This window comes from Fictibacillus enclensis (assembly GCF_001457035.1).
In the GTDB taxonomy this organism is placed as follows: domain Bacteria; phylum Bacillota; class Bacilli; order Bacillales; family Fictibacillaceae; genus Fictibacillus_C; species Fictibacillus_C enclensis.
Window position 1 is genome coordinate 1 of the sequence record NZ_KQ758624.1, and the last position, 13,929, is coordinate 13,929.

General features: G+C 44.5%; 11 protein-coding genes, 8 tRNA genes and 1 pseudogene. 16 read left to right on the plus strand and 4 right to left on the minus strand.

Annotated elements, in window-relative coordinates:
- Position 1: 1 nt before the first annotated feature.
- The 9 genes from AS030_RS21965 to rocF all read left to right on the plus strand — a co-directional run bounded on the left by AS030_RS21965 (position 2) and on the right by rocF (position 2,126).
- A tRNA-Glu gene (locus tag AS030_RS21965) sits at positions 2–76 on the plus strand.
- Positions 77–141: 65 nt separating this feature from the next.
- Positions 142–217, plus strand: a tRNA-Val gene (locus AS030_RS21970).
- Positions 218–240: 23 nt separating this feature from the next.
- Positions 241–316: transfer RNA gene (locus AS030_RS21975), tRNA-Thr, on the plus strand.
- A 35-nt stretch (positions 317–351) separates the two neighbouring features.
- Positions 352–436 (plus strand) — tRNA-Tyr (locus tag AS030_RS21980).
- 152 nt (positions 437–588) lie between these two features.
- Positions 589–664: transfer RNA gene (locus AS030_RS21985), tRNA-Lys, on the plus strand.
- 54 nt (positions 665–718) lie between these two features.
- Positions 719–792: transfer RNA gene (locus AS030_RS21990), tRNA-Gly, on the plus strand.
- Between the two features lie 10 nt (positions 793–802).
- Positions 803–879 (plus strand) — tRNA-Ile (locus tag AS030_RS21995).
- A 24-nt stretch (positions 880–903) separates the two neighbouring features.
- A tRNA-Ala gene (locus tag AS030_RS22000) sits at positions 904–979 on the plus strand.
- Between the two features lie 244 nt (positions 980–1,223).
- The gene (rocF, locus tag AS030_RS22005; protein ID WP_061975774.1) at positions 1,224–2,126 is read left to right on the plus strand and encodes an arginase; all 903 of its coding nucleotides are present in this window, start codon (positions 1,224–1,226) and stop codon (positions 2,124–2,126) included.
- A 62-nt stretch (positions 2,127–2,188) separates the two neighbouring features.
- Here rocF and AS030_RS23290 read toward each other — a convergent pair.
- Together AS030_RS23290 and AS030_RS23295 are read right to left on the minus strand one after the other, a co-directional pair.
- Positions 2,189–3,537 (minus strand): annotated as a pseudogene (locus AS030_RS23290) (IS3 family transposase).
- Between the two features lie 56 nt (positions 3,538–3,593).
- Positions 3,594–3,761 (minus strand): aspartyl-phosphate phosphatase Spo0E family protein, encoded by a 168-nt coding sequence (locus AS030_RS23295; protein ID WP_082635932.1) that lies wholly within the window; start codon positions 3,759–3,761, stop codon positions 3,594–3,596.
- A gap of 212 nt (positions 3,762–3,973) precedes the next feature.
- Here AS030_RS23295 and sigW point away from each other — a divergent pair, with 212 nt between their 5' ends.
- From sigW to glmS, 6 genes are all read left to right on the plus strand, one after another.
- Positions 3,974–4,549, plus strand: a complete 576-nt coding sequence (gene sigW / locus AS030_RS22020) for an RNA polymerase sigma factor SigW (RefSeq protein WP_061975777.1) — start codon at positions 3,974–3,976, stop codon at positions 4,547–4,549.
- 5 nt (positions 4,550–4,554) lie between these two features.
- Positions 4,555–5,172 carry an anti-sigma factor family protein gene (locus tag AS030_RS22025; RefSeq protein WP_061975779.1) on the plus strand — a complete coding sequence of 206 codons (618 nt, stop codon included), beginning with the start codon at positions 4,555–4,557 and terminating at the stop codon, positions 5,170–5,172.
- Between the two features lie 208 nt (positions 5,173–5,380).
- Positions 5,381–6,214: a diadenylate cyclase CdaA gene (cdaA, locus tag AS030_RS22030; protein WP_061975781.1), complete on the plus strand. Its 834-nt coding sequence runs from the start codon at positions 5,381–5,383 to the stop codon at positions 6,212–6,214.
- Positions 6,198–7,610, plus strand: a complete 1,413-nt coding sequence (locus tag AS030_RS22035) for a CdaR family protein (protein WP_061975783.1) — start codon at positions 6,198–6,200, stop codon at positions 7,608–7,610. The genes cdaA and AS030_RS22035 overlap by 17 nt, the downstream gene beginning before the upstream one ends.
- Positions 7,611–7,613: 3 nt before the next feature.
- Positions 7,614–8,954, plus strand: coding sequence for a phosphoglucosamine mutase (gene glmM / locus AS030_RS22040; protein ID WP_061975786.1), 1,341 nt, complete (start codon positions 7,614–7,616; stop codon positions 8,952–8,954).
- Positions 8,955–9,420: 466 nt separating this feature from the next.
- A complete protein-coding gene (glmS, locus tag AS030_RS22045) occupies positions 9,421–11,223 on the plus strand; it encodes a glutamine--fructose-6-phosphate transaminase (isomerizing) (protein WP_061975788.1) in 1,803 nt (600 codons plus the stop codon).
- A 48-nt stretch (positions 11,224–11,271) separates the two neighbouring features.
- Here the strand turns inward: glmS and AS030_RS22050 are convergent, their stop codons facing one another.
- A complete protein-coding gene (locus AS030_RS22050) occupies positions 11,272–12,228 on the minus strand; it encodes a phosphotransferase enzyme family protein (RefSeq protein ID WP_061975790.1) in 957 nt (318 codons plus the stop codon).
- Positions 12,229–12,365: 137 nt separating this feature from the next.
- Complete coding sequence (locus tag AS030_RS22055; protein WP_061975792.1) at positions 12,366–12,809, minus strand: VOC family protein; 444 nt, start codon at positions 12,807–12,809, stop codon at positions 12,366–12,368.
- Positions 12,810–12,894: 85 nt separating this feature from the next.
- Between AS030_RS22055 and AS030_RS22060 the strand changes: the two genes are divergently transcribed.
- Positions 12,895–13,836, plus strand: coding sequence for a helix-turn-helix transcriptional regulator (locus tag AS030_RS22060; RefSeq protein WP_061975794.1), 942 nt, complete (start codon positions 12,895–12,897; stop codon positions 13,834–13,836).
- The last annotated feature ends 93 nt before the right edge of the window (positions 13,837–13,929 follow it).

Sequence of the window (13,929 nt, forward strand, 5' to 3'; positions counted from 1 at the left end):
CGGCCCGTTGGTCAAGCGGTTAAGACACCGCCCTTTCACGGCGGTAACACGGGTTCGAATCCCGTACGGGTCACCAAGTTTTTTCATGAAAATGAAAAGAACCAAGTTCTTTTGAAGAAAAGAACCAATAATATTCCATTTGGAGGATTAGCTCAGCTGGGAGAGCACCTGCCTTACAAGCAGGGGGTCGGCGGTTCGAACCCGTCATCCTCCACCATTTTTATCACCATTGTTTACAACGCCGGTTTAGCTCAATTGGTAGAGCAACTGACTTGTAATCAGTAGGTTGGGGGTTCAAGTCCTCTAGCCGGCACCATTTTAATAAGAAATACCGGGATCCTTTTTTTATGTGGAGGGGTAGCGAAGTGGCTAAACGCGGCGGACTGTAAATCCGCTCCCTCCGGGTTCGGCGGTTCGAATCCGTCCCCCTCCACCACTTATTTTTTTAAACGATTTTGGTAAGCAACATGAGCCGTTAGCTCAGTCACGAACTACGCTTCGTGGTTGAACGGCGAGTTGTCTCGACGTATATTCTCCTTGCTTTAACTTTTAGGGGAAGAGACAGGGGACCGACGGACATAACAACATGAGCCATTAGCTCAGTCGGTAGAGCATCTGACTTTTAATCAGAGGGTCGAAGGTTCGAGTCCTTCATGGCTCACCACTTTCTGAATAAAAGACAGAAAGCATGGACATAACATTACAATAAGGTTAATATGCGGGTGTAGTTTAGTGGTAAAACAAGAGCCTTCCAAGCTCTGGTCGTGAGTTCGATTCTCATCACCCGCTCCATTTTATTTTTGGGCCTATAGCTCAGCTGGTTAGAGCGCACGCCTGATAAGCGTGAGGTCGATGGTTCGAGTCCATTTAGGCCCACCATACACATTCTAATAAAGACAAGATGGGGCCTTAGCTCAGCTGGGAGAGCGCCTGCCTTGCACGCAGGAGGTCAGCGGTTCGATCCCGCTAGGCTCCACCATACATAATAAACGTAAAGCCTTTGGACTTTTGTCCAAAGGCTTTTTTTATTGCCGAATGCCAGACTCCTATTCCTTGATTGGATCCAACTGTCTATCTTATCTAATAATTATCCACTCAATCTATAGAAAGCGCTTACTACCGGGTATATCTATGCAATTTTTTGTCCAGTTGAACCACCTGTAAAGGACAGGCTAAAATTAATTGATAGAATATTGAAACGCAGCTTAGGGGGAGGCCTACAAATGAAGAAGGATATTACACTTATCGGGGTACCAATGGATTTAGGGCAAACACGGCGGGGAGTAGATATGGGTCCAAGCGCCATTCGATATGCAGGCATTGTGGAACGGCTGAAGGATATTGAATACAACGTTCTCGACTTTGGGGATATTGAGATTGCCCGGCCGGGAACGATCGAGGAAACCATTGAAACAAACCTGAAGAACCTGGAAGAGGTGGCTTCTGCCAGTGAGAACCTGGCTCAGGCCGTTTCGAATGTTATTCAGGAGAACCGCTTTCCGCTTGTTCTGGGAGGGGACCACAGTATCGCGATCGGAACACTTGCAGGCATCTCCAACCACTATGAGAACCTTGGGGTCATCTGGTATGATGCCCATGGAGACTTGAACACAGCAGATACCTCACCAAGCGGAAACATTCATGGTATGCCTCTTGCTGCAAGTTTGGGCATTGGCCATGAATCGTTAACTCGCATTGGGGGATACGAACAGAAAGTTAAACCGGAAAATATCGTTATCATCGGGGCGCGTTCTCTTGATGAGGGAGAAAAGACGTTGATCAAGGAACGCGGGATCAAGGTGTATACGATGCATGAGATTGACCGGATCGGTATGACGAAGGTGATGGAGGAAACGATTGAGTACTTGTCCGCAAAAACAGATGGAGTTCACCTCAGTCTTGACCTTGACGGGCTCGATCCCCAGGATGCCCCGGGAGTGGGTACACCGGTTCTCGGCGGAATCAGCTACAGAGAAAGCCATTTGGCGATGGAAATGCTGGCTGAATCACAGCTCATTACTTCCGCGGAATTTGTGGAGGTCAACCCGATTTTGGATGAACGAAATAAAACAGCGACAGTAGCGGTCGCCTTGATGGGCTCCCTTTTTGGTGAAAAGCTTCTATAATAAACAAATTAAAAACAGCTGCTCTATTTTTGATCTGAACCCAAAAAGTTAGACACGAAATTTTAAGCAGCTACTTCGGCATGAGTCCGGTATTGAACCGGGCTCATGCCTTTTAATTTTGCTTTTATCCGTTTTTTATTGTAGTAATCGATATACTGTTCCAATTCTTTTTTAAAGTGTTCCATACTTTCAAATTCTTTGAGATAAAGCAATTCACTTTTCAATAAGCCAAAGAAACTCCCCATGGCGGCGTTATCAAGACAGTTGCCCTTACGGGACATGCTTTGTGTTATATTTTTTTCTTTCAATGCATGCTGGTACGGTTTCATTTGATAATGCCATCCCTGATCAGAGTGAAGGATGGGGGCATCGTTCTCTTTCAATTGTTTGAATGCCTTATCCAGCATCTTTGAAACCAAAGAGTAAACCGGACGGTGTTCCATCTGATAGGCAACGATTTCTCCATTATATAGGTCAAGAACTGGCGATAAATATAGCTTTTCACCATGTAATTGAATTTCCGTCACATCGGTTACCCACTTTTCATTCGGTTTCACTGCTTGGAATTTACGTGCTATAACATTTGGAGCGATTTTTCCAACATTTCCACGATAGGAGCGATATTTCTTCACCTTCACCAGAGACTTGATCTTCATTTTATTCATTAAGCGACGGACCGTTTTATGATTAAGTGAATAGCCTTGATTTTGTAATTCCCATCGGATCCGACGATAGCCATATCGACCTTGGTGCTCATTAAAAATGTGTTGAATAACAGCTTTCACTTCATGATATTTATCTGCACGATTTTTTTGTTTCATCCAGTAATAATACGTGCTTCGTGGAATGCCTGCGACCTCAACGAGGTCAATGACTTTATATTCATGCCTTAACTCATCAATCACTTCCGCTTTGACTTGTTCTGTGATTTTTCCTCTTCTTGAATTAAGGCTTGTAACTTTTTTAAGTATGCATTCTCCATGCGTAATCTCTCATTTTCAGCTCGTAGAGCTTCGACGGATCCTTCTGATGGCTGCTTTCTTTTTGAATCTTTTTTCATGGATGAACGCCCCTTTATCTTTGATCAAAGAGCCTCAATCCCTTGCGTTTCAAAAAGTTGACACCAATTCCAAACGGTGCTGGGAGAAGCCACGTTGAAATGGGCGGCAGCTTCTGAGATAGATACTCCCGTTTCGTTTATATAGTGAAGTACGTCCATTTTAAACTCAATAGAATGATTTGTGTATGATTCTTTAAAAGCCATTTCTCCGTGTTTTCGAAACTTGGCCACCCATTCTTTTAACATTGATGAAGTCACACTGTGTTTATGAGCGGTCTCTTTAAAGGAATCTCCCCCCTGAAGATAAGCATGAACAGCAGCTAATTTTGTCTCCAAAGAATACTTGGTCATGAAAAAACTGCACCTCCTATTGTTAGATGTGTCTAACAAAAGGGGTGCAGTTCATTTTAAGAGTAGCTGTTTTTTACGTTCGCTTTTTGGAATTCATTTAAGAGGGCATCTATATGTTGGCTCATTTCAACGATTTCATCAGCGATTAATGGCATAAATTTAGACATTTCATTCATTTTTTTTCGAGATACTTCAATTTCTCTAAGTAGGATATTGCGGTCCATAGATACACGCTCCTTATAGATTATCTTAATTTCCAGTATTCCCGCAATTATCCATTGTGAAACTTTATTTGTAAAAAATGTATAAAAATATTTTCGATAGTCTTACCGTTTCATGCTAAAATTAAAACTGCTTTATTTTTTTAAGAACTTGAAACTTTTTTGTATTCGATACGTAGAAAAATACGAACCATAACTGGTGGTGGACAATTGAAATGGAATCATTAATAAACAGCCTGGTTACTCAGGTTAAATCGGGTAACTGGGAGGCTTTTGAAGGCCTGGTGGAGATCTATAAGGATAAGATCTACCGGCTGTGCTATAGAATGGTCGGCGACAGGCATGAAGCAGAAGATCTGGCACAGGAGGCCTTTGTACGGGCTTTTGTGAACATAGATAAATACAGCGGAAGCTATAAGTTTTCAACTTGGCTGTACCGGATCGCCACAAATTTATGCATTGACCGGCTGAGGAAAAAAAAGCCGGATTACTCCATGGATGCAGAAATTCCGGGGACGGAAGGTGCCACATTGTACAGCCAGGTAGCAGATGCGGATCCGCTTCCGGAAGAAGAAGTGGAAGAAAAAGAAAAACATGACCATCTGCAGCAGGAAATCATGAAGCTTCCTGAAAAATACAGAACAGCCATATTGCTGAAGTACATTGAGGACATGTCTCTCGAGGAGATCAGTTCTGTGATGGACCTGCCGGTTCCTACCGTGAAAACCAGAATCCATCGGGGAAGAGAAGCGTTGAAAAAGGCATACAAAAAGGTTGCGAAATCGAGGTGAACATAATGTCATGTGAATCAGAAGAATATATGGATCTCATTGATAAAGCCCTTGATGGGGAAATTACAGCAGAGGAACAGACAGAGCTGGAGCGTCATATGGAAAGCTGTGAGAGCTGCAAAGAGCATTATCATGCATTAAAGGAAATTATTTATGAAATGAAAGAAGCATCCCCTGTGGTGGCGCCTGCACATTTTACAGAAAATGTGATGAAAAAGCTGCCGGAAGTGAAAAAGCGGAGTATGCCGGCACAATGGATCAGGCGTTATCCCGTCTTAACCGCCGCGGCTGTTTTCTTAATCTTAATGTTTGGCTCCGTGATGGCAGGCTGGAATACGGAGAATGATTTTGCGGTGCATTCAGCAGCCAGTAATATAAAGGTGAATTCTGCTGCCCATACAGTAACCGTGCCAAAAGGGGAAACGGTCAAAGGAGATTTGGTCGTTGAAAATGGCGACATTAAGGTCGAAGGCAAGGTCGAGGGCAATGTGGTGGTTATAAAGGGAGAAAAATATATGGCTTCTGCCGGACAAATCACCGGGGACAGCCAGGAAATTCATGAGGCAGTAGAATGGGTTTGGTATAAACTAAAAACGTTCTTTACCGGACAGGAACAAAAATAGGATTGCACATCGAATGATTATAGAGTAGTTGATAAGCCGCCTGAAGCGAAGGCTGGCTTTTTCCTTTATTACGCCAATTAAACAGATTCAAATAGCGTTGAATTTTTAAAGGAAAGGTCTGGATATGCTATAATAAGGGATGTTGTATATTATGACCATTGTTGCACTACATTAACAGAAAGGGTAGTTCCCGAAGTGGAGTGATGTCATGTTACCTGTTGGAAGTTTTAGCTTAGGTAACTATATTAGCCAGATTGTTGATATTTTACTGGTTACCTATGTTTTTTATAAATTGATCATGCTGATCCGCGGAACAAAAGCGGTACAGCTGTTAAAAGGAATTGTTATAATCGTAGCCGTTTGGCTTGCCAGCAGCTTCTTTGAACTGAGGACCATGAGCTGGCTGATGGATAAGGCCATTACATATGGACTGCTCGCGATTATTATTATTTTTCAACCTGAACTGAGGCGCGCACTGGAACAGCTTGGGCGCGGTAAACTGTTTTCAAGAGCGGGCGGGGCTGAGGAAGAGGAAATGGAAAAATCCATTGCTGCCATCGTGAAGGCTACCGGCTATATGGCCAAACGCCGTATCGGAGCGATCATGTCGTTCGAACGGGAAACGGGGCTGACGGATTATGTGGAAACGGGAATTCCCATCCATTCCAAACTCACTTCAGAGCTCTTAACCAATATTTTTGTACCCAATACTCCATTGCATGATGGAGCCGTTATCTTGCGGCCAAATGAAATTATAGCAGCAGGCTGCTATTTACCGCTTACGGAAAGTCCATTTGTGTCCAAGGAACTTGGTACAAGACACAGGGCAGCCATTGGAGTCAGCGAAGTGACCGATGCGATAACAGTGGTTGTTTCAGAGGAAACGGGTGGAGTTTCCATTACCAAGAACGGGGAAATTCACCGTAACCTGGATGAGGAATCTTTAAAAAATTTATTAACTGCCGAACTCATGGGTTCGGGCCGCTCGGCTTCCTCATCACGCTGGAATTGGAGGGGGAAGAAAAATGGACAAACTCCTTAGAAGCAATTGGTTCGTAAAGATCATCGCTTTTCTTCTGGCTCTCATGCTTTACACCGTGATATCGATGGAAGACCAGCAGCAGACCAGCAGGAATGCTCTTTTTACATCGGTGTCCAAAAACACTCAAACCGTGAACGGAGTAGAAATTGTCCCATACTTCGATGAAAATAAATATGTACTTACTGACATGCCTCGATCCGTGGATGTCAAACTTACGGGTGAGTCCAACCTGGTGACCAAGGCTTTGAAGGTCGACCGGAAAATACAAGTTTATATAGATCTGACCAAGTTAGGACCAGGTACTCATACCGTTCCGGTCAAATTGAAAAATGTACCGGATGAACTCGATGCTGTGCCTTCCCCAAAACAAGTGAAGGTAACGCTTCATCAAAAACGAACCAGGCAGATTCCGATAAGTCTTGATCTTAAAAACAAAGCAAAGCTGCCGGAAGGATATGAAACCGGCAAGGTCGACTTCTCACCGAAATCTGTTTACGTGACCGGGCCGGATGATTACATCAGCAGCATTGAAAGCGTACGGGCGTCGGTCGATGTTTCAAATGCAAAAGACAATGTGGAAACAAGAGTACCTTTAAGAGCGTATGACAGCCAGGGGAACCTTGTGGATGTGCTGATTGATCCGAAGTCAGTCAATGTGACGGTGCCGATCTCCAAGCCGGAAAAGACCGTTCCGCTGAGCATCAATAAAAAAGGAGATCTCCCGGAAGGCTTGACCCTTGCAGGGATCACATTTGATCCAAAAGAGGTTACACTGTCAGGGCCATCTTCCGCTCTGGATAAAATTAATGAAATCAGCGATGTTGATGTAGATTTATCAAAAATAAAGAAAGATTCAATGGTTGATGTGGATGTACCTCTTCCGGACGGAGCAGAATCGGTCAACCCAAAGCAAGTGAAGGTGAACGTTGACGTGGAGAAAGATACGGGAACAAAGACGTTAAAAAACGTTCCCATTGAAATCCGCGGAGAAGACAGTGAGCAGCCGGCTTCCTTCGTATCGCCTTCTGACGGGAAAATGGATGTGACCATCTCAGGAAGCAAGAAGACCATCGATGGATTGGATGCTTCTGACATTACGGCCTATGTCGATGTGAGCAACCTGGAACCAGGGGAACACACAGTAACCATCCATGCCTCAAATTCCAAGAACCTGAAGATGGATACAGAGGTTTCTGAAGCGACTATTTCCATTGAAAAACCTGCTTCCGAGACAAATAATAGTACAAACGAGCAGAACAACGACACGCCTGCACAGCCTGACGAGAACAGCACCACCAATAAAGACGATGGAAAAAAAGAGAACCCAGCCGTAGCAAAATCAAAATCAGAGGAAAAATCGAATCCTACCGAATCACAGACTGAAGGAGAGAATTAAATCATGGGAAAATACTTTGGAACAGACGGGGTAAGAGGCGTTGCCAATACAGAACTTACCCCGGAACTAGCATTTAAACTGGGCCGCTTTGGGGGATATGTATTAACAAAGGAAACTCAAAAGCCAAAAGTTCTGATTGGACGGGATACACGAATTTCCGGACATATGCTTGAAGGAGCATTGGTTGCGGGCCTATTATCCACCGGAGCTGAAGTATTGCGGTTGGGTGTTGTCTCTACACCATGCGTCGCCTATTTGACAAAGGCGCTTGGCGCTCAGGCAGGGGTCATGATCTCCGCTTCTCACAATCCGGTAGAAGACAACGGAATCAAATTTTTCGGGTCAGACGGTTTCAAGCTTCTTGATGAACAGGAGGCTGAAATTGAGGTACTGCTCGATCAGGAGCAGGATCAACTTCCGCGTCCGTCAGGCGGAGATATCGGATCTGTTGGCGATTACTTTGAAGGCGGTCAGAAGTACCTTCAGTATCTTAAACAGACGGTTGAGGGAGATTTCTCCGGCCTTCATATTGCGCTTGACTGCGCCCACGGAGCGACCTCTTCTCTTGCGCCGCATCTATTCGCGGACCTGGAAGCTGATATTTCGACCATGGGAACCAACCCGAACGGCCTGAACATTAATGACGGAGTGGGCTCGACCCATCCCGAAAAACTGGCCGAACTGGTGAAGGAAAAAGGAGCAGACATGGGTCTTGCCTTTGATGGGGACGGCGATCGTCTGATTGCGATTGATGAGAACGGTGAGATTGTAGACGGCGACCAGATCATGTTTATTTGTGCCACATACCTGAAAGAACAAGGCGGACTTAAAAATGACACGATCGTTTCTACGGTCATGAGCAACCTTGGCTTCTATAAAGGACTCGAAGAAAAAGAGGTAAAATCGGTCCAAACAGCGGTTGGTGACCGATATGTCATGGAAGAAATGAGAAAGAACGGCTATAACCTCGGGGGTGAACAGTCCGGACATATCATTTTCCTTGACCATACAACAACAGGTGACGGAATGCTCTCTGCTATTCAATTGGCAAGCATCGTAAAGCAAACCAAGCGTCCATTATCCGAGCTTGCCAATGAAATGAAAAAATTCCCTCAGCTTTTGATCAATGTGAAAGTCGCAGATAAAACAAAGCTGCAGGGCAATGATACAGTGAAGGCTGCCATCGACAAGGTGGAAGACGAGATGAATGGAAACGGCCGCGTTCTTGTCCGTCCGTCCGGAACAGAACCGCTCGTCCGCGTTATGGTTGAAGCTCCGACAAAAGAGCAGTGCCAAACCTACGCTGAAGAGATTGTTGAAGTGGTGAAGGCGGAGCTTGTTTAACAAAAGGCACCCTCATTTGACTAAATAGACACGAAAAGTATGCATAAGCGTATCACCTAGCGATTCGCTTATGCATATTTTATTAAATATTTATTAAGCTACCTGGCCACCAATTGACGCTTGGTAAAAAACAGGCTATCATAAAGTTTATCTTGACTCAGAAACGGGAAGGAGTACAGAGTGGTAAGTTAAATAAAAAGCGCCTGAACTATTTTCGGACGAAAAGAAAATAGTTGACGAGGAAGAGGTTCATCGATCATTCGGCGGATGCCTCTCGGAATCAGTCACTTTCGTTAGCTTTTATCTAAAACAGGCAAGGCGACTTCCTGTACAAAAATAAAAGCAGTGGCTAATTACCATAAAAAATAAACATAGGTGGGGCTGTGAGCCCCGCTCACAGTCCCCCTGTCCGGCGGGTTCAGCATCAGATAAAGAGCTGTTCCTGACCTAAGGGAGGATAAATTAAATGTGCGGAATTGTAGGTTATGTAGGTAATAAGGATGCGAAGGAAATCTTGCTTCGAGGACTTGAAAAGCTGGAGTATCGCGGTTATGACTCTGCAGGAATTGCAGTAGTTGATCAGGACGGCGTGCAGGTTTTCAAGGAAAAAGGAAGAATTGCTGTGTTGCGCGACATCGTTGACTCAGGCGTTGAATCAACAATGGGGATCGGACATACCCGCTGGGCAACCCACGGAGCGCCAAGCAAAGTGAACTCTCATCCACACCAAAGTTCTGCTGAACGTTTCACACTGGTTCATAACGGTGTAATCGAGAACTACGGAAAAGTAAAACGAGAATACTTACAGGATGTAACATTCGTAAGTGATACAGATACAGAAGTTGTCGTGCAGCTCATCGAGAAATTCGTGAACGAAGGCGAAAGCGTTGAAGAAGCTTTCCGCCATGCTCTTTCTGTCATCAAAGGTTCTTACGCCATTGCATTGGTTGATAACCAAGATCCAGACACCATCTATGTTGGAAAAAATAAAAGCCCGCTTTTGGTTGGTGTTGGGGAAGGCTTTAACGTTGTAGCAAGTGATGCTATGGCGATGATTTCCCAAACTGACAAATACGTGGAGCTTATGGACGAAGAAATCGTCATCGTGACGCGTGATTCATATACCATTAAAACGCTCGACGGCCAGGAAGTCTCTCGTGAGCCTTACACTGCCGAGCTTGATGCAAGCGATATTGAAAAGGGTACTTACCCTCACTATATGCTCAAGGAAATTGACGAGCAGCCGTTCGTTATGCGTAACATCATCAAGCACTACCAGAACGAAGACGGAAACCTGAAGCTTGACGATGATATCCGCCTGGCCATGAAAGAAACCGACCGCATTTACATCGTAGCTTGCGGTACCAGCTATAACGCCGGTCTTGTTGGTAAGCAATTGATCGAAAATATTGCAAAGGTACCGGTTGAAGTACACATTGCGAGTGAATTTGTTTACAACATGCCGCTTCTTTCCGAGAAGCCGCTGTTCATCTTCATCTCCCAATCCGGAGAAACAGCTGACAGCCGTGCAGTGCTTGTAGCGATCAAGAAGCTTGGACACAAGGCACTGACCATTACAAACGTTCCAGGATCCACCCTTTCAAGGGAAGCGAACTATACGCTTAACCTTTATGCAGGGCCTGAGATTGCCGTAGCTTCAACCAAGGCGTATACGGCGCAAATCGCTGTTCTGGCGATCCTTGCCGTTGATGCGGCTCGTGCGCAGGGAATTGAACTTGATTTCAACCCGCTTCAGGAGCTTGCGATCGTGGCAAATGCGATTGAATCATTAACCGACCAAAAAGAAACCATGGAGCGTGTCGCTCAGGAATACCTTTCCGAAACACGCAATGCCTTCTTTATCGGCCGTGCGGTTGACTACTTTGTCTGCCTGGAAGGCTCTCTGAAGCTGAAAGAGATCTCTTACATCCAGGCTGAAGGATTTGCCGGAGGAGAACTTAAGCATGGTACGATCGCATTGATTGAAGATGGCACACCGGTTATCGCGCTTTCCACTCAGCAGCACGTGGATCTAAGCATCCGCGGTAACGTGAAGGAAGTAGCGGCACGCGGAGCCAACACTTGCGTGATCAGTACAGAAGCAACAAAGGACGAAGGAGACCGTATCGTACTTCCAGAAGTACATGAATACCTTACTCCGCTCGTATCTGTTGTACCGCTTCAATTGATTGCCTACTACGCTGCGCTTCACCGTGATTGTGACGTGGATAAGCCGCGTAACCTTGCGAAAAGTGTAACGGTTGAATAGGAAATAATTCAAGCAAGACCCAATTCCTTCAAGAGGGATTGGGTCTTTTTAAATAGTTAGTATGGATTCATCTGCTTCAATTTCTGCTTTAAGGCTTAACCATTTCACCTTCTTTTCTTTGTCTGCCGTTTTCCAGTCATACCGTTGATGAAGATAGTTGTAAACCACCAACCTGCGATATTTTAGGAAGCGGGGCATTGCTTCTAGCCACCAATCATCGAAATGGTGTATCTCTTGGTAGCCTTTTAAAAACGAGGAAAGAAAAAGAGACATATAATCATCTAGGGACTCTCGCTTTCCTTCCTGTTGGTTAAATTTACTCATGACCGAATACAGGATAACGGCAATGTCATAAGCGAACCAATGGTAGCATGAATCGTCAAAATCAAAGGCTGTGAGAGCACCTTCATCTGTAACAAAAAAGTTGCGGGCATGGAGGTCACAGTGTACAAGGCCGTAATTCTTTGAACACATGGGAAGCGTATTTAACCAGGTTAACAGCTCAGTTGCTCTGTGGCAGACTATTTTTTCTTTCTGAGGCAGTTGCCTTAAATCCATCCAGGACTCTTGCTTCCAATCACGGCGGTTTAGATTTTCTAATGGGGTATAAGATTGGGTGAGTATATGCATTTGTCCTATCAATCGCCCCCAATTGACAACCATATTCGAGTTCCAATCTTCACCGACAGGGGTATGGCCAGGAGCTTTAACGAACATGCAAGCATGATATCCATTGGTTGCTGGTTCAACCCATCTTCCTGCTTGCGAAGTCAAAATCTTAGGTACAGAAACGCCATTATCATACAAATAGTTCATGAAATGCAATTCTGCGGCGGTTTCATCTTCATTACGCCATCGTTTATGCGTCAGGCGTAATATCCGGGAAGGATTACTGTTTTCTGCTGGGTAATTATAGACATCATTTACGTTGCCGCCTATGTGTGTAAGCCATTTGCAATTGAGTCCAAATGCATCAGATGCTGCCATCAATACTGATTGATCCACCCGCTCACTCCTCTTTTCGAATTCTCAATACATATTTAATTTAATAGTAAGGGTTGGATATCCTGCAAAAATACGAAAGTTGATTCGGAGGGGAAGATTCATCCAATATATTTCTTCAGGCTGATTTAATCCTTTAATTAAAAATTATGCCGTGTGACAGTCAGCTGAATCACAATCCCGAATGGATCTCTGACACGTGCATAGCCAGGGCTGAATGAGTTTTTTTCAAAAGGTGTCAGGACCTGGACTTTTTCGTGCTGAGTGAGTTTTTCATAAATTGCCTCTATGACGGGGTAATCTTTGGACTGGATACATAGGGAAAAGCTGTTGCCGAGCTGCCAGGGGTGGGCGGGATCCATTTCCTCTTCCGCTATCATGATTTTATTGGATCCGATTTGCAATACAGAATGAGTAATGTAGTTTTCCTCGCCTTCTTTATACGTAAAACGAGGGTCCATCTCTGTCATCTCTTTGTATGTTTTTTTGAATAATACTTCGGCTCCTAAATACGATTCGTAAAACGTGATGGCCTCTGCACCTCTGCCGTTCAATGATAAAAAAGGGATCACTTCCAGTTTCATGGGGTTGCCTCCTTGGATTTTGTCTTTTACACTTTAAGTGTATAAAAATAAGGTGACAGATCGTGGCACCTATAAGGTGAGGAAAATGAAAAAAGCAGAACGGATCAATCAGATGCTGCGTTATATCAACAAAAAACAGCGATTCACGTTAAATGACTTGATAAACGAATTCGATATTTCAAAGAGGACGGCGCTCCGTGACATTGAAGCGCTGGAGGAGATGGGTGTTCCGCTTTATGCGGAATATGGACGTTATGGAGGCTATCGCTTGGTGCGAACGATGAATTTGCCTCCGATTACATTCACCAGCCATGAAGTTTTTGCGCTTTATTTTGCGATGCAGTCGATCAAAAGTCTTGCCCGCTCTCCGTTTCGGGTCACTTTTCAATCGATCTCTGAAAAATTCTTGGAAAGTGTCTCTCCAAAACAGAGGGAACAAATTGACAACATGCAGAACCGACTCTCGTTTTTTCATGGGAATCAGACGCACGAAGGGCATTACTTGGAAGAGATCCTGATGGCAGCGATAGAACAAAAGGTCATTCGAATCGAATATGCTGGGGCAAAGGGACCAACAAGCCGTTCCATCCAGCCCATTGCACTTTATGCGAGGAAAGGGTATTGGTATTGCCAGGCGTATGATGTGGAGAAAACCGCATACCGGGTGTTTCGGTGTGACCGTGTCATCTCTCTAAAAGATGCAAATGTTGAACATGGATTCGATTTAAAAGAGATAACCATTCACAATGCTCATCGCCTATGGAAGCCGACCGATCAAGCCATATCCTTCAGCTGCCGAATCACCTCCGAAGGTGCGGAGAAATTTAAGCAGGAGAATTTCCCTTCCATGAAAATCACGGAAAGGGAGGAAGAGCTTTATCTTACCGGAACCTATGAACCTGCAGAGATTGATTTTATTGTTTCCTATCTTGCTGGATTCGGCAGAAGTCTTTCTGCCATTGAGCCGTCAAGTTTGAAAGAAGAACTAAGACGGTACTATACAGAACTCATCCGTTCTTTGTTCTAAAGGGTTTTAATGTTTAGTATTGTTGCCACAGATCAGGGGAATTAAAGAAATGACAACAAGTATCGTGACAAAACCCCGTTTTCTTTCCGTTGT

Bases quoted from the DNA above. Each gene is read 5' to 3' on its own strand.
- rocF (WP_061975774.1), top strand. From the start codon at position 1,224: ATGAAGAAGGATATTACACTTATCGGGGTACCAATGGATTTAGGGCAA.
- AS030_RS23295 (WP_082635932.1), bottom strand. From the start codon at position 3,761: ATGGACCGCAATATCCTACTTAGAGAAATTGAAGTATCTCGAAAAAAA.
- sigW (WP_061975777.1), top strand. From the start codon at position 3,974: ATGGAATCATTAATAAACAGCCTGGTTACTCAGGTTAAATCGGGTAAC.
- AS030_RS22025 (WP_061975779.1), top strand. From the start codon at position 4,555: ATGTCATGTGAATCAGAAGAATATATGGATCTCATTGATAAAGCCCTT.
- cdaA (WP_061975781.1), top strand. From the start codon at position 5,381: ATGTTACCTGTTGGAAGTTTTAGCTTAGGTAACTATATTAGCCAGATT.
- AS030_RS22035 (WP_061975783.1), top strand. From the start codon at position 6,198: ATGGACAAACTCCTTAGAAGCAATTGGTTCGTAAAGATCATCGCTTTT.
- glmM (WP_061975786.1), top strand. From the start codon at position 7,614: ATGGGAAAATACTTTGGAACAGACGGGGTAAGAGGCGTTGCCAATACA.
- glmS (WP_061975788.1), top strand. From the start codon at position 9,421: ATGTGCGGAATTGTAGGTTATGTAGGTAATAAGGATGCGAAGGAAATC.
- AS030_RS22055 (WP_061975792.1), bottom strand. From the start codon at position 12,809: ATGAAACTGGAAGTGATCCCTTTTTTATCATTGAACGGCAGAGGTGCA.
- AS030_RS22060 (WP_061975794.1), top strand. From the start codon at position 12,895: ATGAAAAAAGCAGAACGGATCAATCAGATGCTGCGTTATATCAACAAA.